This window comes from Variovorax sp. GW821-FHT10D07 (genome assembly GCF_059415325.1).
Window position 1 is genome coordinate 765,987 of record NZ_JBWKMZ010000002.1, and the last position, 20,540, is coordinate 786,526.

The following is a 20,540-nucleotide window of genomic DNA, read 5'->3' on the forward strand; positions in this document are numbered from 1 at the left end:
ATTCGGCGCACCGAAAACTACGGTTTACGGTGGGTCCTCGCACCCTTGGCGACCCGCCGCACCGGCCGTTCGCCGGCCTGCGGCAGGCGCTCGCGCAGGAAGTCGATCAGCGCCTGCGCCGCCACGTTGCGCATCGGCCCGGGCAGGTAGGCCAGCACCACGCGGCGCTCGATGCGCGGCTTCGACAACGCCAGCACCACCAGTTCGGGATCGCGCAGCGAGGCCGTGTACAGGCGCGGCATCAATCCCAGCGCCTGCCCGCCGCGCACCAGCGCATAGAGGGTTTCGGAATAGCTCACGCGCAAGGGCTCGAGCCCCTGCGCGAACTGGGCGCGCGCGGGATTGCCGAGCGCCGGCATGCTGCCGCTCTCGAACAGCACCAGCCGCTCGCGGCCGATGCGCTCCCAGTCCGTTTCGCCGGCCGCGGCCAGCGCATGGTCGCGCCGTACCACCAGCACCAGCGGATCGCGGAACAGGTCCACGCATTCGAGCCCGCCCGGCGGCTCGGTGATGGCGGCCACCGCCATGTCGAGCTGGCCGCTGCGCAGTTCGGCCAGCAGCGCGGTCGAGGGCGCGTCGCGCCACGACAGCTCGACCTCGCCGAGGCGTTCGGCATGCGCCGCCGCCAACTCGCTCGCGGCCGCGGCCACGCGCGCGGCGGCCGAGGGGATCACGCCGATGCGCACGAAGGCCCGGCCACGCCGCACCGTGCTCTCGATGTCGCGCAGCGCCACCTCGACCGTGTGGACCAGGAAGTCGGTGCGCGCCAGCACCTCGGCGCCCAGCGGCGTGAGCTCGACGCGGTGCGTGGAGCGCGTGAGCAGCTGCGCGCCCAGCAGCTTCTCGACCTGCTTGATCGCATTGCTGAGCGCGGGCTGGGTGATGGCCAGCCGCCGCGCGGCACGGCCGAAGTGCGCCTCCTCGACCAGCACCGAGAAGCACTGCAGCTGGCGCAGCGTGAGCGCGCGCAGCGGCAGCGAGGACGCCGCCGGTTCGGGCGCCGGCAAGGGCTTGGGAGCGCGCGGGGAGGTGGCCATGCTTATAGATCCGGCGAATCAAATTATAGAAATTCAAAATTTTCCTTATCGCCTCGCCCTCACTAGACTGGCCCGCATGACCGCCAGCCCCTCCGCCAGCCCGTCTTCCGCCGCCCACGGCTTCGACCTCGAAGCCCTGTTGCGCGCCATTCCCAAGGTCGAGCTGCACTGCCACCTGTTCGGCACCGTGCGCCACGAGACCTTCAAGCAGCTCAACCTGCGTGCCGGCTCGCCGCTGGCGGCCGACGAGATCGAGGGCTTCTACACGCGCGGCGAGAAGCCCGTGGGCGTGCTGCGCGTGCTGCGCGCGCTCGACGCCGAGCTGGTGCGCAACCCCGACGACCTGCACCAGCTCACGCTCGAATACCTGCAGGATGCCGCGCAGCACAACGTGCGCCATGCGGAGTTCTCGTGGAACCCGACCGGCACCGTGCAGGTGTCGGGCATCCCCTATGCGCTCGCGCAGGGCGCGATCGTGCGCGCGATCCGCGATGCGAAGCAACAGTTCGGCATCGACGGCCGGCTGATCGGCGCCATCGACCGCGAGGCCTCGCCCGCGGCCGCGCTCGAGATGGTCGAGTGGATGGCCGCGAACCGCTGCGACGAGGTGATCGGCATCGGCATCGACTACCGCGAGGTCGACCGGCCGCCCGAGCTCTTCACCGAGGCCTACGCGCGCGCGCGGCAGGTCGGCCTGCGCACCACCGCGCATGCCGGCGAGTTCGGCATGCCCTGGACCAACGTGCGCACCGCGCTCGACGTGCTGCGCGTGGACCGCATCGACCATGGCTACACCGTGGTCGACGCACCGGAGTTCGCGCGCGAATGCGCCGAGCGCGGCGTGCTGTTCACCGTGGTGCCGACCAACTCCTACTACCTGCGCACCCTGCCGCCCGAGCGCTGGGCGCTCGACCATCCGATCCGCCGCATGCCGGGCCTGGGCCTGCGCATCCATCCCAATACCGACGACCCGACCCTGCACAAGGTCACGCCCACGCAGGCCTGGCTGATGATGGTGCGCGACTTCGGTTTCGGCCTCGACGACCTGCGCGGCTTCATGCTCAACGGCCTCGACGGCGCCTGGATCGACGAGACGCAGCGCCGCGACTGGCGCGCGCAATGGAGCGACGCCTTCGACCACCTGCGCAGCCGCCTCGGCGATGCGCCGCCCTCTTCCCAAGCCCACGCATGAAGCCCGCCATGAACCACCTCCGCCGTCCCCTGCTCGTGGCCGCGACGCTCTGCGCCGCGCTGCCCGCCCTGCTGCCCACCATGGCCTCGGCCCAGCCGGCCTGGCCCGCGGCCAAGCCGATCACGCTGATCGTTCCCTACACCGCGGGCGGCAGCGTCGACGTCAACGCGCGCCTGGTCGCCACGCGGCTGGCCGAGCGGCTCAAGCAGGCGGTGGTGATCGACAACGTGGCCGGTGCCGGCGGCGCCATCGGCGTGGCCAAGGCCGTGGCCGCCGCGCCCGACGGCTACACGCTGGTGGTCGGCCCCGACAGCGCGATCGCCATCGGCCGGCTGGTCAACCCCTCGGCCTTCCGCTTCGATCCGCTCAAGGACCTGGCGCCGGTTGGCCTGCTCAACACCGCGCCGATGGTGCTGGTGGCGCGCCCCGGCCTGCCCGCGAAGAGCTATGCCGACTTCGTGCAGCTCGCCAAGGCCGCGCCCGGCAAGTACAACTACGCCACCTCGGGCGTGGGCACCGTGCTGCAGCTCGCGATGGAACTGCTCAAGCAGCGCAGCGGCATCTTCGTGACCCACGTGCCCTACCGCGGCGGCGCGCAGATCGCCACCGACGTGATCGGCGACCAGGTCGACCTTGCGATGCTCGTGAGCACCAGCGCCATCCCGCACGTCAACGGCAAGCGGCTGCAGGCCCTGGGCATCACCGGCGCCAAGCGCCTGCCCGCGCTGCCCGGCGTTCCCACCTTCGACGAGATGCCCGGCCTCAAGGGCTTCGACATGGTGAGCTGGGCCGGCATCTTCGCGCCCGCGAAGACGCCACCCGCCATCGTCGCGCGCCTCAACCAGGAACTCGAGGCCGTGCTGCAGGAGGAAGGCGTGCGCACCAAGCTCGCCGAACAGGGCGCGCTGCCGGGCAGCGGCACGCCCGAAGCCTTCGGCCGCTTCGTGCAGGCCGAGTACGCGCGCAACCAGAAGATCGTGCAGACCGCCAACATCAAGGAATGAGCGCGGCGCGGCCGCCATGGCGCATGATCGATCGCCGCACCGTCACCGGCCTTCGGAGATCGACCCCATGCCGACCGCGTCCCCGCTCCCGCGCCTTCGCCTGCTGCTCGCTGCCCTGCTGCTGCCCGCCCTGCTCGGCGCCTGCGCCAGCCTGCCGCCGCCCGTGGCGCAGGCGCCCGTCGCCGCGATCGCCGACTACGCCGCCACGCCCCTGAACGCCATCGCGCAGCAGGCACTGGCACCGGGCGCCCAGTCCGGCTTTCGCCTGCTGCCCTACGGCCCGACCTCCTTCGCCAGCCGCATCGAACTCGCGAAGCTCGCCACCCGCAGCCTCGACGTGCAGTACTACCTGCTGGCCGGCGACAACACCGGCCGCGCGCTGATGCGCGCGCTGCGCGATGCCGCCGCGCGCGGCGTGCGCGTGCGGCTGCTGGTGGACGACCTCTACACCACCGGCGAGGACGAACTGCTGCTCGGGCTGGCCAGCCATCCGAACGTGGAGGTGCGCCTGTTCAATCCCTTCCCGGCCGGCCGCGGCAGCGACCTCACGCGCTTCGCCGCCTCGGCCATGGATTTCGAGCGCATCAACCGGCGCATGCACAACAAGCTGTTCGTGGCCGACAACGCCGCCGCCGTGGCCGGCGGGCGCAACATGGCCGACGAGTACGTGATGAACGCCAGCGCCAGCAACTTCATCGACATGGACGTGTTCGCCGCGGGCCCGGTGGTGCGCGAACTCTCCGACGCCTTCGACCACTACTGGAACAGCGAGGCCGTCTATCCCGTGCAGCGCATCGCGCGCAGCAGCCTGTCGCCGGCGCAGCTGCGGCAGGCCTTCGAGGAGCGCACCGCCACCGCGAAGCCGCCGCAGGCGCCGCGCATCCCGGCCGACGGCATCATCCCCAACGCGACCGAGGGCGAGCCGGCCTCGATCCCGCTCGAGATGGTGCCGATGATGAACCTGCCCTTCGAGCTGGCCGAGCGCAGGCTGAGCCCGCTGCTCATGGCCGACGCGCGCGTGCTGTTCGATCCGCTGACCAAGACCCAGGGCTGGAACGAGCGCGAGAACTCGAACAAGGGCACCGTCACCGAATCCGTGGTGCGCTGGTTCCGGACCGCGCGCCACACCATCAAGATGGTGTCGCCCTACTTCGTGCCCTCCGACGCCGCCGTCGTCAGCCTCGCGGAAGCGCGCGCCGAGGGCCTGCAGGTCGAGCTCGTCACCAACTCGCTGGCCTCCACCGACGAGCCCTGGGTCTATGTCGGCTACTGGCCGCACATCCACCGGCTGCTCGAGGCCGGCGTCGATATCTACGAGCTGAGCCCCTCGCTGAGCGTGCACCGCGGCAAGCTCGGCCTGTTCGGCCACGGCACCGGCGCGCTGCACATGAAGAACGGCATCGTCGACCATCGCCAGGTCTTCCTCGGCTCGATGAACCTCGACCCGCGCTCGGCACGGCTCAACACCGAGCTGGGCCTGATCATCGACAGCCCCGACATGGCGCGCCAGCTCGAGAGCTTTGCCGACACGCGCAGCTTCTACCGGCTGCGGCTCGACGCCAATGGCCGGAACGTCGAGTGGGTGGACCAGGACGACGACACGCGCGTGTTCGACGTGCCGCCCGAGACGACGGCGTGGCAGCGCTTCAAGCTGAGGCTGCTGGGGCCGTTGATTCCGCAGAGCCAGTTGTAGCCGGCGCGCGCCGCATCCGGGCGACGGGCCACTACCATGCCCGCATGTCCCGCTCCGAACGCCTGCTCGCACTGCTCCAGACCCTGCGCCGCCATCGCCGGCCCATCAGCGGCCAGGCCCTGGCCGAACAGCTCGGCGTCAGCCTGCGCACGCTGTACCGCGACATCGCGAGCCTGCAGTCGCAGGGCGCGCTGATCGAAGGTTCGCCCGGCCTCGGCTATGTGCTCAAGCCGGGCTACGTGCTGCCGCCGCTGATGTTCGGCCCCGAGGAGATCGAGGCGCTCGCGCTGGGCCTGCGCTGGGTGGCCGACCGCGGCGACAAGGCCCTGTCCGGCGGCGCGAACGATGCACTCGCGAAGATCGCCGCCGTGCTGCGGCCCGCACTGAAGCGCGAACTCGAGGCCTCCTCGCTGCTCGTGGCCGTGGGAGCGAAGCGCGCGCCGGCCGCGGTCGAACCCGATCTGCTGCGCGCCGCGATCCGTGCCGAGCACAAGCTGCGGATCGGCTACAGCGATCCCGACGGGACCGCATCGCAACGCGTGATCTGGCCCTTCGCGCTCGTGTACTTCGAACAGTCGCGCGTGCTCAGCGCCTGGTGCGAACTGCGCAACGACTTCCGCAACTTCCGCGCCGACCGCATCCTCGCCGCCGAGATGCTCGATGCGCGCTACCCCCAGCGTCGCCAGGCGTTGCTCAAGGCCTGGCAGCAGCGCGTGCGCGAGAGCGGCCGCACGATACTGCCGGAATTTGACATGCCCTCTTCCTAAGCTCGCGTCATCGTTCATTCATCAGGAGATCGGCGTGAAGTTTGCATCCGTGCGTCTAGTCACTCAACAATTCGAAGCCCTCGTTGCGTTCTACGCGCGCCTGTCGGGCACCGAGGCCACACGCCTGGCCGATGGCTTCGCGGAGATCCGGCTGGAGGGCGCGACGCTGGCCATCTCCGAGGAGCATCTCGTGCAGCGCTTCAATGCCGGGGCCGCGACCGCCGCGTCGAACCGCTCGGCGATCCTCGAGTTCGAGGTCGCCGATGTCGAGGGCACGCTGGCGCGCATGGCGGAAGCGGCCGAGGTCGTGATGCGGCCGACCACGATGCCGTGGGGCAACCGGTCGCTGTTGCTTCGCGATCCGGATGGGAGCCTGGTGAATGTGTTTTCGAGGCCGGCGAACTAGCGAGGGCCCGTCGGCGTTACACGCGTTACGGCCGAGACGTCCCTCGCCTGCCAGTCGGAGGACACGAACGCCGGTCTTTTCTACGATGGCGATCCATTCCCCGTCCCTTCCATGAAAAGTCCGCTTCGCCTCCTGCCCATCACCCTGTTCGCCCTGCTCGCCACCCTCGCAGCCACCACCCACGCCCGCACCCTCTGCACCGCCATCGCCGACGCGACCACCGGCCAGTTCATCGTGAAGCAAGGCCGCTGCGACGAACGCGTCACCCCCGCCTCCACCTTCAAGATCGCGATCGCGCTGATGGGCTTCGACGCGGGCTTCCTCAAGAACGAACACGACCCCGTGCTGCCCTTCAAGGAAGGCTATCCGGCCTGGGTCGAAGGCTGGAAGCAGCCGACCGATCCGCAGCGCTGGCTCAAGCTCTCGGTCTTCTGGTTCTCGCAGCGGGTGACCGAATCGCTGGGTGCCGAGCGCTTCGCGCGCTATGCGAAGGACTTCGGCTACGGCAACGCCGACGTGTCGGGCGACCCGGGCAAGCACAACGGACTCGAGCGTTCATGGGTCGCGTCCTCGCTGCGCATCTCGCCGCGCGAGCAGGTCGAGTTCCTGCGCAAGCTGCTGTCGAACCGGCTGCCGGTGTCGCCGCACGCGATCGAGATGACGCGGCGTTCGATGGAGACGACCGAGTTGCCCGAGGGCTGGACGGTGCAAGGCAAGACTGGCGCGGCCTACCCGAAGAAGGCCGACGGCTCGCTCGATGAAGCCCATGGCTACGGCTGGTATGTCGGCTGGGCCACGCGCGGCGAGCGCACCGTGGTGTTCGCGCGGCTGACGCAGGACGACCGGAAGCAGGCGACGACACCGGGCGTCCGCACGCGCGACGCGCTGCTGCCGGCCCTGCCCGCGCTGATCGGTTCCGCCGCGAGATGACGACGGCACCTAGCCTCGGGCCGCGCAGCACGCGCATCGACGTGCTGCGCGGCATCGCGATCCTGCTGGTGCTGTTCCACCACTTCAACATCGCCTACCGGCTCGACGGCACCGTGCTGTCGCCACTCTTCGGCTGGGAAGCGGTGCGCGCGGTGGCGCGCAACGGCAACTACGGCGTCACGATGTTCTTCGTGATCTCGGGCTTCCTGATCACCTCGAACGCGCGGCGCCGCTGGGGCGCGCTGCAGGACGTGAAGGCACGCGCCTTCTACGGCCTGCGCGTGGCGCGCATCGTGCCGTGCCTGCTGCTCCTGCTGGTCGCGGTCAACCTGCTGGCCTGGGCGGGCGTGGCCATCTTCCAGAACCGGGCGCCGGCAGGCGCGACCCCGTTGCCGCTGTGGCTGGTCAACCTCGCCTCGCTGACCTTCTGGATGAACGTGGTGGTCGACAAGTACGGCTGGACCAACTACGCGCTCGGCGTGCTGTGGTCGCTGTCGGTCGAGGAGGTCTTCTATCTCTTCTTCCCGATCCTCTGCGCGCTGCTGCGCCGGGAGCGCCGGCTGATCGCCTTCTGGCTCGCAATCGCGGTGCTGGCACCGGTCTACCGCTTCCATCGCCAGGACGATGAAGGCGGCTACCTCTATGCCTACTTCGCGGCCTTCGACGGCATCGCGATCGGCTGCTGCACGGCGCTGCTCGCGGACTCGGTCGTTCTCTCCACGCGACTCAAGACGCTGCTGTCGTGGGTCGTGGCGATCGCCATGGCGTTCCTCTACCTGCGGTGGCCGATCGCGCAGAGCCATGTGCTCGGCGTGACGGCGATGGCGCTGGGCACGGCCGTGCTGCTCGCGACGATGAGCGATCGATCTACGGACGGCACGGCGCCCGCGCGCGGTCGCTGGCTCGCCACCGCCTTCGGATGGTTCGGCCGGCGCAGCTACGAGCTCTACCTGTTCCACCTGATCGTGCTCGGCCTGCTGCGGACCCTGTTCCCGCCCGCGCTCGCGAGCGGCGGCGACAGGATGTGGCTGCTCGGTGGCTACCTGCTGCTGTCGATGGCGCTGTGCGACGCCATCGCGCGCTGCTACAGCGAGCCGCTGAACCGCTGGCTGCGAGGCCGCTTGTCCACTTCACGCGCCTGAACCCCGCGGGTTTTTTGGTGCGCCGCAGCTAAGGGAAATTCCCCGAACCACCCTTCCCGGTCGCTCCGAATAATCGCGCCAGTCAACCAGGGTACTTTCGAGTAACCCCCGGTTTTCCTGGCGCCACGCGGCCTCCGCGCGGCATCGGTCCCTGGTCGTCGCCGCAGGAGTCGAATGTCTACCGAGCTGGTCGAATCGCCTTGGCAAAGCCGCGGAGAGCGGCAGCAGGATCGCCATGCCAAGAAGGACGCGGTGCTGCTGGCGGCGGCGCGGCTGTTCACGACCAAGGGCTTCCAGGGCACCTCGCTCGACGACATCGCGCGCAGCCTGCGCGTGACCAAGCCCACCGTCTACCACTACGTCGAGAACAAGGAACAGATCCTGTTCGAGTGCGTGCAGCGCGGGCTCGAGGCGCTGCGCGCGGGCATCCTCGAGGCGGCGCGGCGCGGGCTGCCGCCGCGCGAGCGGCTGCGCGTGGCGATGGAGAACTACGCGGGCATCGTGACCAGCGACTTCGGCCTGTGCGTGATCCGCGTCGGCGAGGACCCGCTGGCCGAGCCCAGGCGGCGCGAGCTGCGCGCGCTCAAGGGCGAGATCGACACCGAGTTCCGCGCGCTGATCGAGGCCGGCATGGCCGAAGGCTGGATCGCGCGCGGCGACGCGGCGATGGCCTCGTACACGGTGGTAGGCGCGCTCAGCGGCATCGGCCGCTGGTACCGGCCCGACAGCCATCCGGCGCGCAGCCTGCAGGATGCCGTGCGGCACTGCATCGAGATGCTCATGCACGGCGTGCTCAGCGCCCCGACGGAGCTGCGGCCCTCGCAGAGCTCCGCGTCCTCGTGGTCCCAGTGGGGAGATTCCATGCCCAAGATGCGACGTGAAGTGCACTTCAACGAGCGCGTGGTGCGCTGCTTCGCCGAGCGGCCCGCCAACGTGGCGCAGATGCTCGCCGACGCGGTGCGGCTCTCGCCCGAGGGCGAGGCACTGGTCTGCGACACGCTGCGCCTGAGCTGGCGCGAGCTGCACCATGCCACCACCAAGTGCGCGGGCGGCCTCGCACGGCGCGGCGTGCGGCCGGGCGACCGGGTGGCGCTCTACCTCTCGAACGGGCCCGAATTCGCGATCGCGGTGTTCGCCTGCGCCTGGCTCGGCGCGGTGGCGATGCCGGTGAGCGCGCGGGCACGCACGGCCGAGCTCGAGTTCTCGCTGGCCGACGCCGAGGCGGTGGCCATCGTCTGCTCGCAGGAGCTGCAGGCGCTGGTGCCCTCGCCCGAGGCGCTGCCGCTGCTGCGCCTGCGCTTCGGCACCGGCGCCGCGCAGCCGGGCTTCGAATCCTTCACGGCGCTGATGCAGGCCGAGCCGCTGGCCAGCGCGCACGCGGCCGCCGAGGAAGACCTCGCGGTGCTGCTCTACACCTCGGGCACCACGGGCAAGCCCAAGGGCGCGATGCTCACGCACCTGAACATCGCGCACTCGGTGATGCACTTCGTGCACGCGATGAGCCTGGGCGAATCGGACCGCAGCATCGTCGCGGTGCCGCTGAGCCACGTCACCGGGCTGGTGGCGCAGCTCTACACCATGCTGCATGCGCGCGGCTGCGCGGTGCTGATGACGCAGTTCAAGGCCGCCGAGTTCGCGCGACTGGCGGCGGCCGAGCGCATCACGCACACGATCATGGTGCCGGCCATGTACAACCTGTGCCTGCTGCTGCCGGACCTGCAGGCGCACGACCTCTCGGCCTGGCGCATCGGAGCCTATGGCGGCGCCTCGATGCCCACCGCCACCATCGAGGGCATCGCGGCGCGGCTGCCGGGCCTCACCCTGATGAACGCCTATGGCGCCACCGAGACCTGCTCGCCCGCGACCATCATGCCGCCCGGCATGACGGCCGAGCACCGCGACAGCGTCGGCCTGGCCGTGCCCTGCGGCGAGATCTGCGTGGTCGACGAGAACGGCAACGAGGTGGCACGCGGCGAGGTCGGCGAGATCTGGATCGCGGGCCCGATGGTGGTGCCCGGCTACTGGCGCAACCCGCAGGCCACGGCCAGCGAGTTCCGCGGCGGCTACTGGCGCTCGGGCGACATCGGCAGCATGGACGCCGACGGCTACGTGCGCATCCTCGACCGCAAGAAGGACGTGATCAACCGCGGCGGCTACAAGATCTTCTGCGCCACGGTCGAGAACACGCTGATGGAGCATCCGCAGATCGTCGAGGCCGCGCTGGTGGGCGTGCCCTGCGCGGTGCTCGGCGAGCGCGTGCATGCCTTCGTCTGCGTGAGCGAGCTCGACGAGCGCACCCAGGCCGCGGCCCTGCAGGCCTTCTGCGCCGAGCGGCTGTCGGACTACGCGGTGCCCGAGACCTGGACCATCGGCACCGAGGCGCTGCCGCGCAACCTCAACGGCAAGGTCATGAAGCGCGAGCTGCGCCAGTCGCTGCACGCGGCCCTGAGCTGAAGCGAGGCGCCCCCACCATGACGACGAAGAAATTCAAGGCCACGCAGCAGGGCATCGTGTCGGCGCTGTTCGCGCTGCTGTTCGCGGGCTTCGCGGCGTTCCTGCCGGGCTTCGCGCAGATCGACAACCTGCTCACGCTGGTGCAGAACGTGGCCTTCCTCGGCATCCTGGGGCTGGGCATGGCCGTGGTGGTGATCGGCCGCGGCATCGACATCTCGATGATCGCCGCGCTGGCCGTACCCTCGGGCCTGCTGCTGCAGCTGGTGCAGAACGGCCATCCGCTCGGCTCGGCCTTCCTGATCGCGCTGGGCCTGGCGCTGGCCTTCGGGCTGGTCAACGGCTGGCTGATCGCCTATGCCGAGGTGCCGTCGCTGTTCACCACGCTGGCCTCGGGGCTCTTTCTCGCGGGGCTGGGCCAGGCCTACTTCTTCCAGCTCGAGGTGGTGCAGTGGCCGGCCGCGCTCGACCCCGCGGCCTGGCTGGGCCGCGGCACCCTGGCCGGGGTGCCGACACCGGTCGTGATGTTCGGCGTGGCGGCCGCGGCGATGGCCTTCTTCCTGCGCCGCATGCGCGCGGGCGCCTTCATCTACGCGATCGGCGACAACCCCTTCGCCGCGCGCGCCACCGGCCTGCCGACGCGGCCGATGGTGCTGCTGCAGTACGTGCTGGCGGCGCTGATCGGGCTGTTCGCGGGCGTGGTGATGGCGGCCTCGGTCAGCAGCATGCCGACGCGGATCTTCAACTCCACCATGATCTACGACGTGGTGCTGGTGGTGGTGCTCGGCGGCATCGGCCTGTCGGGCGGCCGCGGCGGCGTGTTCAACGTCGTGATCGGCACGCTGCTGATCGGCACCATGCTCAACGGCATGACGATCATGGACCTCTCCTATTCCGTGCAGAACATCGTCAAGGGCGTGGTGCTGCTGGCCGCGATCCTGATCGACTCCATGCTCAACCCGCGCAACGAAGAGACCGCGCAGCAGGGCGACATCTGATCCCCGGGTCCGCGAGCGGACCCACCTCGTTTTCCGAAGCCGGGCGCCAGGCGATTTTGGCGTCATCCGAGACCACCGAAAAAAGGAGACATGCAATGCACTTCGTTCGCACACTCGCCGCATCCGCCAGGCTCGCGGGCATCGCGCTGGCACTGGTTGCCGTATCGCAGCACGCGGCCGCGCAGGGCAAGGGCCTCGACGAGCCCTTCCGCGACGGCTACAAGAAGGCGCTGGCCGGCAAGACCGTGGGCTACATCCCGGTGGCCATGGGCTTCGACCTCGCGCAGGGCTGGTACAACGGCCTCAAGAAGGAGCTCGAGCCCGCCGGCATGAAGGTGGTGGCGCGCGATCCCAACTGGAACACCAACGCCGGCGCGCAGGCCTTCACCGCGCTGATGGCCGAGAAGCCCGCGGTGATCGTGATCCACAACCCCGACGTGCAGACCTACGCCAAGCTGATCAAGAAGGCCGAGGAGGACGGCATCTACGTGGTGCAGATCAACATGCGCTCGGTGCAGCCCTCGACCGTGTTCGTGGGCGCCGACTGGGTCGACGTGGGCGAGCGCAATGCCGAGGCGGTGGTGCAGGCCTGCAAGGGCAAGTCGAACAAGATCGCCATCGTGCAGGGTGCGCCGACCGCGGCCACCAGCGCCTACACGCTCAAGGGCGTGGAGAACGTGCTGGCGAAGAACCCGCAGATCAAGGTGGTGTCGAACCAGGCCGCCGACTGGGACGCGGCCAAGGCCAAGGGCCTGACGCAGACGGTGCTCAAGCAGAACCCCGACCTGTGCGGCATCGTCGGCTTCTGGGACGGCATGGACATCGGCACCGCGGCCGCCATCAAGGAAGCGGGCCTGACCGGCAAGGTCTACCTCGCCACCTCGGGCGGCGGCGAGCAGAAAGGCGCCTGTGACCAGGTCAAGTCGGGCGCCTTCGACCTCGACGTGAGCTACGACGTGCCGACGCAGGCCGCCAACATGGCCGCCATGATCAAGTGGCTGGTGCAGGGCGGCATGAAGCCCGGCGCGGCCAAGCAGAACATCTACACCACGCTGATCCCGATCACGAAGGAGAACGCGGGTGCCGACGGCACCTGCTGGAAGCTCACCGCCGCCAAGTGACGCCGACGCCGGAGCCGCACCGATGAACGAGACCCTGACGCGCCTGCGCTACCGCTGGTGGCCCGACCACTGGGTCGGCGAGATCCTGTCCAAGCGCTGGACCGAGACCGCGATCCCGGTGCTGCTGCTGGTGGCGGTGCTGCTGGCCTCGGGCCAGCTGATCGGCAACTTCTGGTCGCCGGTGGTGCTGGCCGACACGCTGCGGCAGGCCGGCGAGATCGGCTTCATCGTGCTCGGCCTGGCGCTGGTGATGATCGTGGGCGGCATCGACCTGTCGGTGGGTTCCATCTTCGCGCTCACCAACTTCTGCGCGCTGATGTGCATGCACGTGCTGAAGTGGCCGATGGGCGCGTCGGTGCTGGCCACGCTGGCCGTCGGTGCGCTGCTGGGCGCGGTCAACGGCGTGCTGATCGGCTACCTGCGGCTGCGCGCCTTTCTCACCACGCTCATCACGCTGATCATCTTCCGCTCGTTCTACGAGATCCTGAGCCTGCAGTACTCGACCGCGATCGCGGGCTCGCTGCCCGACTCGCCGGCCTGGGACTTCCTGGGCAACGGCACCTTGCTGGGCCTGCCGACCGTGGCCTGGGCCTATGCGGCGGTGGCGATCGCGGGCCATGTGCTGCTCACGCGCCTGCGCGCGGGCTGGCACATCATGGCCATCGGCGGCTCGCGCCGCTCGGCCTACAACAGCGGCATCGCGGTGCGGCGCACGGTGGCGCTGTGCTACGTGGCCTCGGGCACGCTGTGCGGCGCGGCCGGCTGCTTCTTCGCCTCGCGGCTGGCCACGGCGGGCGCCGACATCGGCGTGGGCATGGAGGTGCTGGTGCTCACGGCCGCGGTGCTCGGCGGCATCAGCCTGGGCGGCGGGCGCGGCTCGGTCGCCAAGGCGCTGGTCGGCACGCTGCTGGTGCTGCTGATCACCAACGGCCTGACCTCGATGTCGGCGCCCGGCGGCGTGATCCGCATGGTGCTGGCCGCGATCCTGGTGCTGGCGGCCGTGATCGACGTGCGCTGGCTCAAGAACCGCCAGCGCATCATCAGCAAGGTCTACGTGAGCCCGACCTACTTCGCGCTGCCGCCGGCACCGGCCAGCAGCGGCGACGGCGCGGGCGTCTACGCGGTCAACAACAAGCTGCGCGACGTCACGCTGATCGGCCTGGGCCGCATCGAGTCGCCCGAGGACGTGATCCTCGACCGCGACGACAACCTCTATGCGGGCTCGCGCCATGGCGACGTGATCCGCTTCCTCGCGCCCGACTACGAGCGCATGGAGGTCTACGCCCACATCGGCGGCCAACCGCTGGGCCTGGCCTTCGACCGCGAGGACAACCTGCACGTGTGCGTGGGCGGCATGGGCCTGTACCGCGTCACGCCCGAGCGCAAGGTCGAGCGCGTGACCGACGAGACCAACCGCAGCTGGACCTCGATCAACGACGACAGCCGGCTGCGGCTGGCCGACGACCTCGACATCGCCGACGACGGCCGCATCTTCTTCAGCGAGGCCACGGTGCGCTACGAGATGCACGAATGGCCGGTCGACGGGCTGGAGGCGCGCGGCAACGGGCGCATCGTCTGCTTCGATCCGCGCGACGGCTCGACGCGCACCGTGCTGCGCGGGCTGCGCTTCCCGAACGGCATCGCGATCGCGAGCGACGGCCAGTCGATCCTGTTCGCCGAGACCTGGGGCTGCTGCATCAAGCGCTACTGGTTCGACGGGCCGAAGGCCGGCCAGGTGCAGATGGTGATCGACAACCTGCCGGGCTATCCCGACAACATCAACCTCGCCTCCGACGGCCACTACTGGCTCGCGCTGGTGGGCATGCGCTGCCCGGCCTACGATCTCGCGATGCGCATGCCGGGCTTTCGCCGCCGCATGGCCACGCGCGTGCCGGTCGACGAATGGCTGTTCCCCAACATCAACACCGGCTGCGTGCTCAAGTTCAGCGAGGCCGGCGAGATCCTCGAGACGCTGTGGGACCTGGGCGGCGAGAACCACCCGATGATCACCTCGATGCGCGAGCACCGCGGCCACCTCTACCTGGGCGGCATCTCGAACAACCGCATCGGCCGCTACAAGCTCGAGGGCGCCGACCCCGACTTCGTGCAGTACGAACGGCGCTGGAGGACAGCCTGATGCTCGACACCCTTCGCGGTTTCACCGACCGCCTGCTCGGGCGCGGCAGCGCCGCCATCACCGTGCCGGTGATGGACGGCGTGCTCAAGCCCAACCGCGCGCTCGACAACGCCGAGGTGGTGGCCGAGCTCGCCGACATCGACGACCTCGCGGTGGCCGACGGCGTGCTGTGGATCGCGGCCGGACATGCTCTGTACCGGCTCGACGGAGGCGTGCCCGTCGAGCTGCGGCGCTTCGAGCGCCCGATCACGGCGCTGGCCGCGGCGCCCGGCGGACGGCTCGCGCTGGCGCTCGGCGGCACGCAGGTGTCGCTGCTCGCGCCCGACGGCGCCACCGCCCACACGCTCGCGGAGGCCGGTGGCCGCGCGCTGCGCTGCGTCAATGCGCTGGCCTGGGACGAAGCCGGCCGGCGCTGGCTCTTCACCGAGGGCTCGGCCGAGCATGCGCCCGAACGCTGGTGCCACGACCTGATGGCGCACGGCGCGAGCGGCCGCGTCTGCGCCTGGGCGCCGGGCGGCGGTGCCGCGCAGCAGCTCGCGGCCGGGCTGCGCCATGCCTTCGGCGTGCTGCCGCAGGCCGGCGGCACGGTGCTGGTCGGCGAGAGCTGGGCGCACCGCGTGCTCGCGCTGGGGCCGAACGGCACCGCGCCGCGCGTGGCCGACCTGCCCGGCTATCCCTCGCGCATGGCTGCGGCGGCCGGCGGCGGCTTCTGGCTCAGCTGCTTCGTCTGCCGCACGCAGCTGGTGGAATTCGTGCTGCGCGAGGAGGCCTACCGCCGCCGCATGGTGGCCGAGATCGATCCGCGCTACTGGATCGCGCCGGCGCTCTCGTCGGGCCACAGCTTCCTCGAGCCGCTGCAGGGCGCGGGCGTCAAGCAGATGGGCGTGCTCAAGCCCTGGGCGCCGCCGCGCTCCTACGGACTGGTGGTGCGCGTGAATGCGCAGGGCCAGGTCGTGTCTTCGCTGCACAGCCAGGTCGACGGCCGGCACCACGGCATCACCGCGGTGGCCGAGCATGGGGGCGCGCTGTTCGCGGCCTCGAAGGGCGGCGGCCGGCTGCTGCGGGTGCGCATGACCGCCGAGGAACAGGGAGCCGCGCGATGAATGCCCGCGATACCACCGCCGACACCGTGGCCGCCGAGCCGGCCGCGTCCGCCACGGTCGAGACCATGCTCGAGCTGCGCCAGGCGACCAAGAAATACGCGGGCGTGCCCGCCATCGAGGCGGTCGACTTCACGCTGCGCCGCGGCGAGATCCATGCGCTGCTCGGCGAGAACGGCGCCGGCAAGTCGACGCTGACCAAGGTGATGGCCGGCGTGGTGCCGCTGAGCGCGGGCCAGATGCTGGTGGAGGGCCGGCCGGTGCAACTGCGCACGCCGCTGGAGGCGCGCCACGAGGGCATCGCGATGGTGTTCCAGGAAACCAGCCTGGTGCCGACGATGACGGTGGCGCAGAACCTGTTCCTGGGGCAGGAGTCCTTCTTCAACCGGCTGCGCGGCGTCTACATCTCGGCGCAGCAGTTCCTGCAGTCGCTCAATTTCGACGTCGACCCGACCGCCACCGTGGGCATGCTCGGCGCGGCCAAGAAGCAGATGGTGGAGATCGCGCGCGCGGTGCTGCACAAGGCGCGCATCATCATCTTCGACGAGCCCACGGCCAGCCTCACGCCCGAGGAGAAGAAGTACTTCTTCGACCTGGTGTTCGACCTCAAGGCGCGCGGCGTGTCGGTGATCTTCATCTCGCACGCGCTCGAGGAGGCGCTGCTGCTGGCCGACCGCATCACGGTGCTGCGCGACGGCCGCCACGTGGTGACCGACGACAAGGCGAATTTCGACCGCGAGCGCATCGTGCAGGCGATGGTGGGGCGCGATCTCTCGCAGACGCTCTACGGGCAGAAGAAGACCCACGTGCGGCCGCAGGGCGAGTGCCTGCTGTCGGTGCGCAACCTGCGCATGGCGGCGATGGTCAAGAACAACTCGCTGTCGGTGTTCGCGGGCCAGATCACGGGCGTGTTCGGCCTGGTGGGCGCGGGCCGCACCGAGACCTTCAAGGTGGTGGCCGGGCTGATCAAGCGCGACTTCTTCCATGGCGGCGAGATCCTGCTGCGCGGCAGGCCGGTGCGCTACCGCGTGGCGCGCCAGGCGGTGCGCGACGGCATCGCCTACATCACCGAGGACCGCAAGTTCGAGGGCTTCTTCGAGACCATGTCGATCGCGCAGAACATCTACATGGGGCTGCAGGGCAAGCTGGCCGGCGCGCGCGGGCTGGTGTCGGGCGCGAAGGCGCGTTCGGTGGGCGAACACTGGAGCCGGCTGCTCAACGTGCGCGCCATCGGCAAGGACGTGAAGGTGATCGAGCTGTCGGGCGGCAACCAGCAGAAGGTGGTGATCGCCAAGTCGCTGGTGCAGGAACCCGACATCGTGATCTTCGACGAGCCCACGCGCGGGGTCGACGTGGGCGCCATCGCCGAGATCCACGCCGAGATCAACCGGCTGGCCGATGCCGGCAAGGCGGTGGTGGTGATTTCTTCCTACCTGCCCGAGGTGATGGCGCTGTCGGACCGCATCCTCGTGGCCAAGCAGGGCAAGGTGGTGACGGAGTTCTCGGCCACCGAGGCGACGCAGGAGGCGATCATGTACGCGGCCATCCACTGACCGCGCCGATCGCCGCGTTGCGGCGGCTTCAGTTCTTCTCGTCTTCCGCCGGCCAGTCGCGGATGTAGGCCTTGAGCATCTTGTTCTCGAAGTTCTGCGCGTCGACCACGGCCTTGGCCACGTCGTAGAAGCTGATCACGCCCATCAGCATGCGCCGGTCCATCACCGGCATGTAGCGGGCATGGCGCTCGAGCATGATGCGGCGGATCTCGTCGAGGTCGGTTTCGAGGGTGCAGGTGACGGGGGCGTCGTCCATGGCCTTGCGCACCAGCGTGCCGCCGACCTGGCCGCCGTTGGCGACGATGGCCACGATCACTTCCCGGAAGGTCAGCATGCCGACCAGGTCGCCATGCTCCATGACGACGAGGGAGCCGATGTCTTTGTCCGCCATCGTCTTGACTGCTTCGGCCAGCAGATCGTCTGGCGTGATGGTGAAGAGCGTATTGCCCTTGACGCGAAGGATGTCGGTGACTTTCATCGTGTGCTCCTCTCGGACTCTGTCTTTCCTGGCGGCCTGCCTTTTTTGAATATAGCCCACAATCGGCGCCGACCTCCACGGCCCGGTTTAGCGCTGTCACGCAGCGGACTTCACGGGCCCTTAGCGCCGCTTCAGAAAGGACCCCATGCCCGGCTATTCCGACCCCGGTTTCGACACCCTCGCGCTGCACGCGGGCGCCTCGCCCGACCCCACGACCGGCGCGCGCGCGGTGCCGATCCACCTGACCACCTCCTTCGTCTTCGAGTCGAGCGACCATGCGGCCGCGCTGTTCAACCTCGAGCGCTCGGGCCACGTCTATTCGCGCATCAGCAACCCGACCAACGCGGTGCTCGAGCAGCGGGTGTCGGCGCTCGAGGGCGGCATCGGCGCGATCACCACCGCCAGCGGCCAGGCGGCGCTGCACCTTTCCATCGCCACGCTGATGGGCGCGGGCTCGCACATCGTGGCCAGCACCGCGCTGTACGGCGGCTCGCAGAACCTGCTGCACTACACGATGCGCCGCTTCGGCATCGAGACCACCTTCGTCAAGCCCGGCGACCTCGACGGCTGGCGCGCCGCGGCGCGGCCCGAAACCAAGCTGTTCTTCGGCGAGACCGTGGGCAACCCGGGCCTCGACGTGCTCGATATCCCGGCCGTGGCCGAGATCGCGCACGAGGCCGGCGTGCCGCTGCTGGTCGACTCCACCCTGACCTCGCCCTACCTGATCAAGCCGCTGGACTTCGGCGCCGACCTGGTCTACCACTCGGCCACCAAGTTCCTGTCGGGCCACGGCACGGTGATCGGCGGCGTGGTGGTCGACGGCGGCAGCTTCGACTGGGAGAAGTCGGGCAGATTCGCCGAGCTGACCCAGGCCTACGACGGCTTCCACAACATGGTGTTCAGCGAGGAGAGCACGGTCGGCGCCTTCCTGCTGCGCGCGCGCCGCGAAGGCCTGCGCGACTTCGGCGCCGCGATGAGCCCGCACACCGCCTGGCTGATCCTGCAGGGCATCGAAACCCTGCCGCTGCGCATGGAGCGCCACATCGACAACACGCAGAAGATCGTCGAGTTCCTCGCCACCCACTCCTTCGTCTCGCGCGTGGGCCATCCGTTGATCGAGTCGCACCCGAGCCATGCCCTGGCGCAGAAGCTGCTGCGCCACGGCGCGCGCGGCGCGGGCGCGGTGTTCAGCTTCGACATCAAGGGCAGCCGCGCCCAGGGCAAGGCCTTCATCGAATCGCTCAAGCTCTTCAGCCACCTGGCCAACGTGGGCGACTGCCGCAGCCTGGTGATCCATCCGGCCAGCACCACCCACTTCCGCATGACCGACGAGGCGCTCGCGGGCGCGGGCATCTCGCAGGGCACGATCCGGCTGTCGATCGGCCTCGAGGATCCGGCCGACCTGATCGACGACCTGAAGCGCGCGCTGAAGGCAGCCGAGAAAGCGGGGGCCTGACACCATGCACTACACCGTCAACGGCCACGCCACCTACTGCTACACCGGCGGCAAGCCCTTCGATGCGGCCAAACCCACCGTGGTCTTCGTCCACGGCGTGCTCAACGACCACAGCGTCTGGATCCTGCAGAGCCGCTGGTTCGCCAACCACGGCTGGAACGTGCTCGCGGTCGACCTGCCGGGCCACTGCAAGAGCGAGGGCCCGCCGCCGGCCAGCGTCGAGGAGGCCGCGCAGTTCGTGCTCGCGCTGCTCGACGCGGCGGGCGTGCAGAAGGCGGCGCTGATCGGCCACAGCTTCGGCTCGCTGATCGCGCTGGAGGCGGCCGCGCGCGCGCCCGAGCGCGTGACGCACCTGGCGATGGTCGGCAGCGCCTACCCGATGGTGGTGTCGCCGGCGCTGCTCGAGAGTTCGCTCAACGACCCGCAGCGCGCGATCGCGATGGTCAACACCTTCTCGCATGCGCTGCTGGCGCCGCCGCCCTCGGCGCTCGGCCCGGGCACGTGGCTCTACGGCAGCTCACGCGCGCTGATGCGCCGCGTGCTCGCGAGCAACCGCGCGGTCAACGTGTTCCACGTCGGCTTCAAGGCCTGCAACGACTATGCGGGCGGCGAGGCGGCGATGGAGAAGCTGCAGTGCCCGGTGCTGTTCCTGCTCGGCGACGCCGACCAGATGACGCCGCCGCGCGCCGTGAAGGCGCTGGCCGCCAAGGCACGCGACGGCCGCACGGTGACGGTGCACGCGGGCCACGCGCTGATGAGCGAGGCGCCCGACGCGGTGCTGTTCGCGCTGCGCGATTTCGTCTCGCGCTGAAGCGAAGCCGCGCTAGCCGCGTGCGGCCAGGTCGTTGATGTCGACCGGGTCGAGCACCTGCTTGGGCGCCCCGTGCCGCGCCACCGCCAGCATCGCGAGCCCCATGTTCTCGGTGGTGGTCACCAGGTGCGGCCACAGCCGCCGCGCGAGCCCGAACAGCGGCGTGAGCAGCACGATGCCCGCCTTAGCCGCGTGCGGCCAGGTCGTTGATGTCGACCGGGTCGAGCACCTGCTTGGGCGCCCCGTGCCGCGCCACCGCCAGCC

18 protein-coding genes are annotated in these 20,540 nt (G+C 69.9%); 15 read left to right on the forward strand and 3 right to left on the reverse strand.

Going from position 1 to position 20,540, the window contains the following annotated elements; genetic code table 11:
- Positions 1 to 17: 17 nt before the first annotated feature.
- The gene (locus AC07PU_RS08885) at positions 18 to 1,037 is read right to left on the reverse strand and encodes a LysR family transcriptional regulator (RefSeq protein ID WP_495316798.1); all 1,020 of its coding nucleotides are present in this window, start codon (positions 1,035 to 1,037) and stop codon (positions 18 to 20) included.
- Positions 1,038 to 1,113: 76 nt separating this feature from the next.
- Here AC07PU_RS08885 and AC07PU_RS08890 point away from each other — a divergent pair, with 76 nt between their 5' ends.
- The 13 genes from AC07PU_RS08890 (at position 1,114) to AC07PU_RS08950 (ending at position 17,531) form a co-directional block, all read left to right on the forward strand.
- Positions 1,114 to 2,229 (forward strand): adenosine deaminase family protein, encoded by a 1,116-nt coding sequence (locus AC07PU_RS08890; RefSeq protein WP_495316800.1) that lies wholly within the window; start codon positions 1,114 to 1,116, stop codon positions 2,227 to 2,229.
- 8 nt (positions 2,230 to 2,237) lie between these two features.
- A complete protein-coding gene (locus AC07PU_RS08895) occupies positions 2,238 to 3,233 on the forward strand; it encodes a Bug family tripartite tricarboxylate transporter substrate binding protein (RefSeq protein WP_495316802.1) in 996 nt (331 codons plus the stop codon).
- A 67-nt stretch (positions 3,234 to 3,300) separates the two neighbouring features.
- Positions 3,301 to 4,926 (forward strand): phospholipase D family protein, encoded by a 1,626-nt coding sequence (locus AC07PU_RS08900; RefSeq protein WP_495316803.1) that lies wholly within the window; start codon positions 3,301 to 3,303, stop codon positions 4,924 to 4,926.
- Positions 4,927 to 4,970: 44 nt separating this feature from the next.
- Complete coding sequence (locus tag AC07PU_RS08905) at positions 4,971 to 5,693, forward strand: helix-turn-helix transcriptional regulator (protein WP_495316805.1); 723 nt, start codon at positions 4,971 to 4,973, stop codon at positions 5,691 to 5,693.
- A 34-nt stretch (positions 5,694 to 5,727) separates the two neighbouring features.
- Positions 5,728 to 6,099 carry a VOC family protein gene (locus AC07PU_RS08910; RefSeq protein ID WP_490877515.1) on the forward strand — a complete coding sequence of 124 codons (372 nt, stop codon included), beginning with the start codon at positions 5,728 to 5,730 and terminating at the stop codon, positions 6,097 to 6,099.
- A gap of 111 nt (positions 6,100 to 6,210) precedes the next feature.
- On the forward strand, positions 6,211 to 7,029 hold the full coding sequence (gene blaOXA, locus AC07PU_RS08915; protein ID WP_495316808.1) for a class D beta-lactamase: 819 nt from the start codon (positions 6,211 to 6,213) through the stop codon (positions 7,027 to 7,029).
- Entirely contained in the window at positions 7,026 to 8,171 is a 1,146-nt protein-coding gene (locus AC07PU_RS08920) for an acyltransferase family protein (protein ID WP_495316810.1), read from the forward strand. Before blaOXA ends, AC07PU_RS08920 begins: the two co-directional genes overlap by 4 nt.
- A gap of 174 nt (positions 8,172 to 8,345) precedes the next feature.
- On the forward strand, positions 8,346 to 10,625 hold the full coding sequence (locus AC07PU_RS08925; RefSeq protein ID WP_398496444.1) for an AMP-binding protein: 2,280 nt from the start codon (positions 8,346 to 8,348) through the stop codon (positions 10,623 to 10,625).
- Positions 10,626 to 10,642: 17 nt separating this feature from the next.
- On the forward strand, positions 10,643 to 11,620 hold the full coding sequence (locus AC07PU_RS08930) for an ABC transporter permease (RefSeq protein WP_495316812.1): 978 nt from the start codon (positions 10,643 to 10,645) through the stop codon (positions 11,618 to 11,620).
- Positions 11,621 to 11,715: 95 nt separating this feature from the next.
- On the forward strand, positions 11,716 to 12,741 hold the full coding sequence (locus tag AC07PU_RS08935) for a sugar ABC transporter substrate-binding protein (RefSeq protein ID WP_479672017.1): 1,026 nt from the start codon (positions 11,716 to 11,718) through the stop codon (positions 12,739 to 12,741).
- Between the two features lie 22 nt (positions 12,742 to 12,763).
- Positions 12,764 to 14,878, forward strand: coding sequence for an ABC transporter permease (locus AC07PU_RS08940; RefSeq protein ID WP_296798859.1), 2,115 nt, complete (start codon positions 12,764 to 12,766; stop codon positions 14,876 to 14,878).
- Positions 14,878 to 15,981 carry an SMP-30/gluconolactonase/LRE family protein gene (locus AC07PU_RS08945; protein ID WP_495316814.1) on the forward strand — a complete coding sequence of 368 codons (1,104 nt, stop codon included), beginning with the start codon at positions 14,878 to 14,880 and terminating at the stop codon, positions 15,979 to 15,981. Before AC07PU_RS08940 ends, AC07PU_RS08945 begins: the two co-directional genes overlap by 1 nt.
- Positions 15,978 to 17,531: a sugar ABC transporter ATP-binding protein gene (locus tag AC07PU_RS08950; RefSeq protein ID WP_495316816.1), complete on the forward strand. Its 1,554-nt coding sequence runs from the start codon at positions 15,978 to 15,980 to the stop codon at positions 17,529 to 17,531. The genes AC07PU_RS08945 and AC07PU_RS08950 overlap by 4 nt, the downstream gene beginning before the upstream one ends.
- Before the next feature lie 28 nt (positions 17,532 to 17,559).
- Here the strand turns inward: AC07PU_RS08950 and AC07PU_RS08955 are convergent, their stop codons facing one another.
- Positions 17,560 to 18,009, reverse strand: coding sequence for a CBS domain-containing protein (locus AC07PU_RS08955; RefSeq protein ID WP_093343237.1), 450 nt, complete (start codon positions 18,007 to 18,009; stop codon positions 17,560 to 17,562).
- 145 nt (positions 18,010 to 18,154) lie between these two features.
- Between AC07PU_RS08955 and AC07PU_RS08960 the strand changes: the two genes are divergently transcribed.
- Together AC07PU_RS08960 and AC07PU_RS08965 are read left to right on the forward strand one after the other, a co-directional pair.
- On the forward strand, positions 18,155 to 19,465 hold the full coding sequence (locus AC07PU_RS08960; RefSeq protein WP_495316818.1) for an O-acetylhomoserine aminocarboxypropyltransferase: 1,311 nt from the start codon (positions 18,155 to 18,157) through the stop codon (positions 19,463 to 19,465).
- 4 nt (positions 19,466 to 19,469) lie between these two features.
- Entirely contained in the window at positions 19,470 to 20,276 is an 807-nt protein-coding gene (locus AC07PU_RS08965; protein WP_495316820.1) for an alpha/beta fold hydrolase, read from the forward strand.
- A gap of 12 nt (positions 20,277 to 20,288) precedes the next feature.
- Here AC07PU_RS08965 and AC07PU_RS08970 read toward each other — a convergent pair whose 3' ends face one another.
- Positions 20,289 to 20,450, reverse strand: coding sequence for a hypothetical protein (locus tag AC07PU_RS08970; RefSeq protein ID WP_495316822.1), 162 nt, complete (start codon positions 20,448 to 20,450; stop codon positions 20,289 to 20,291).
- Positions 20,451 to 20,540 lie beyond the last annotated feature (90 nt).

Excerpts from the sequence above, each read along its gene's own strand:
- AC07PU_RS08935 (WP_479672017.1), top strand. The coding sequence starts at position 11,716 with ATGCACTTCGTTCGCACACTCGCCGCATCCGCCAGGCTCGCGGGCATC.
- AC07PU_RS08895 (WP_495316802.1), top strand. The coding sequence starts at position 2,238 with ATGAACCACCTCCGCCGTCCCCTGCTCGTGGCCGCGACGCTCTGCGCC.
- AC07PU_RS08885 (WP_495316798.1), bottom strand. The coding sequence starts at position 1,037 with ATGGCCACCTCCCCGCGCGCTCCCAAGCCCTTGCCGGCGCCCGAACCG.
- AC07PU_RS08920 (WP_495316810.1), top strand. The coding sequence starts at position 7,026 with ATGACGACGGCACCTAGCCTCGGGCCGCGCAGCACGCGCATCGACGTG.
- AC07PU_RS08940 (WP_296798859.1), top strand. The coding sequence starts at position 12,764 with ATGAACGAGACCCTGACGCGCCTGCGCTACCGCTGGTGGCCCGACCAC.
- AC07PU_RS08905 (WP_495316805.1), top strand. The coding sequence starts at position 4,971 with ATGTCCCGCTCCGAACGCCTGCTCGCACTGCTCCAGACCCTGCGCCGC.
- AC07PU_RS08960 (WP_495316818.1), top strand. The coding sequence starts at position 18,155 with ATGCCCGGCTATTCCGACCCCGGTTTCGACACCCTCGCGCTGCACGCG.
- AC07PU_RS08930 (WP_495316812.1), top strand. The coding sequence starts at position 10,643 with ATGACGACGAAGAAATTCAAGGCCACGCAGCAGGGCATCGTGTCGGCG.
- AC07PU_RS08950 (WP_495316816.1), top strand. The coding sequence starts at position 15,978 with ATGAATGCCCGCGATACCACCGCCGACACCGTGGCCGCCGAGCCGGCC.
- AC07PU_RS08890 (WP_495316800.1), top strand. The coding sequence starts at position 1,114 with ATGACCGCCAGCCCCTCCGCCAGCCCGTCTTCCGCCGCCCACGGCTTC.
- AC07PU_RS08965 (WP_495316820.1), top strand. The coding sequence starts at position 19,470 with ATGCACTACACCGTCAACGGCCACGCCACCTACTGCTACACCGGCGGC.
- AC07PU_RS08945 (WP_495316814.1), top strand. The coding sequence starts at position 14,878 with ATGCTCGACACCCTTCGCGGTTTCACCGACCGCCTGCTCGGGCGCGGC.
- AC07PU_RS08900 (WP_495316803.1), top strand. The coding sequence starts at position 3,301 with ATGCCGACCGCGTCCCCGCTCCCGCGCCTTCGCCTGCTGCTCGCTGCC.
- AC07PU_RS08955 (WP_093343237.1), bottom strand. The coding sequence starts at position 18,009 with ATGAAAGTCACCGACATCCTTCGCGTCAAGGGCAATACGCTCTTCACC.
- blaOXA (WP_495316808.1), top strand. The coding sequence starts at position 6,211 with ATGAAAAGTCCGCTTCGCCTCCTGCCCATCACCCTGTTCGCCCTGCTC.
- AC07PU_RS08925 (WP_398496444.1), top strand. The coding sequence starts at position 8,346 with ATGTCTACCGAGCTGGTCGAATCGCCTTGGCAAAGCCGCGGAGAGCGG.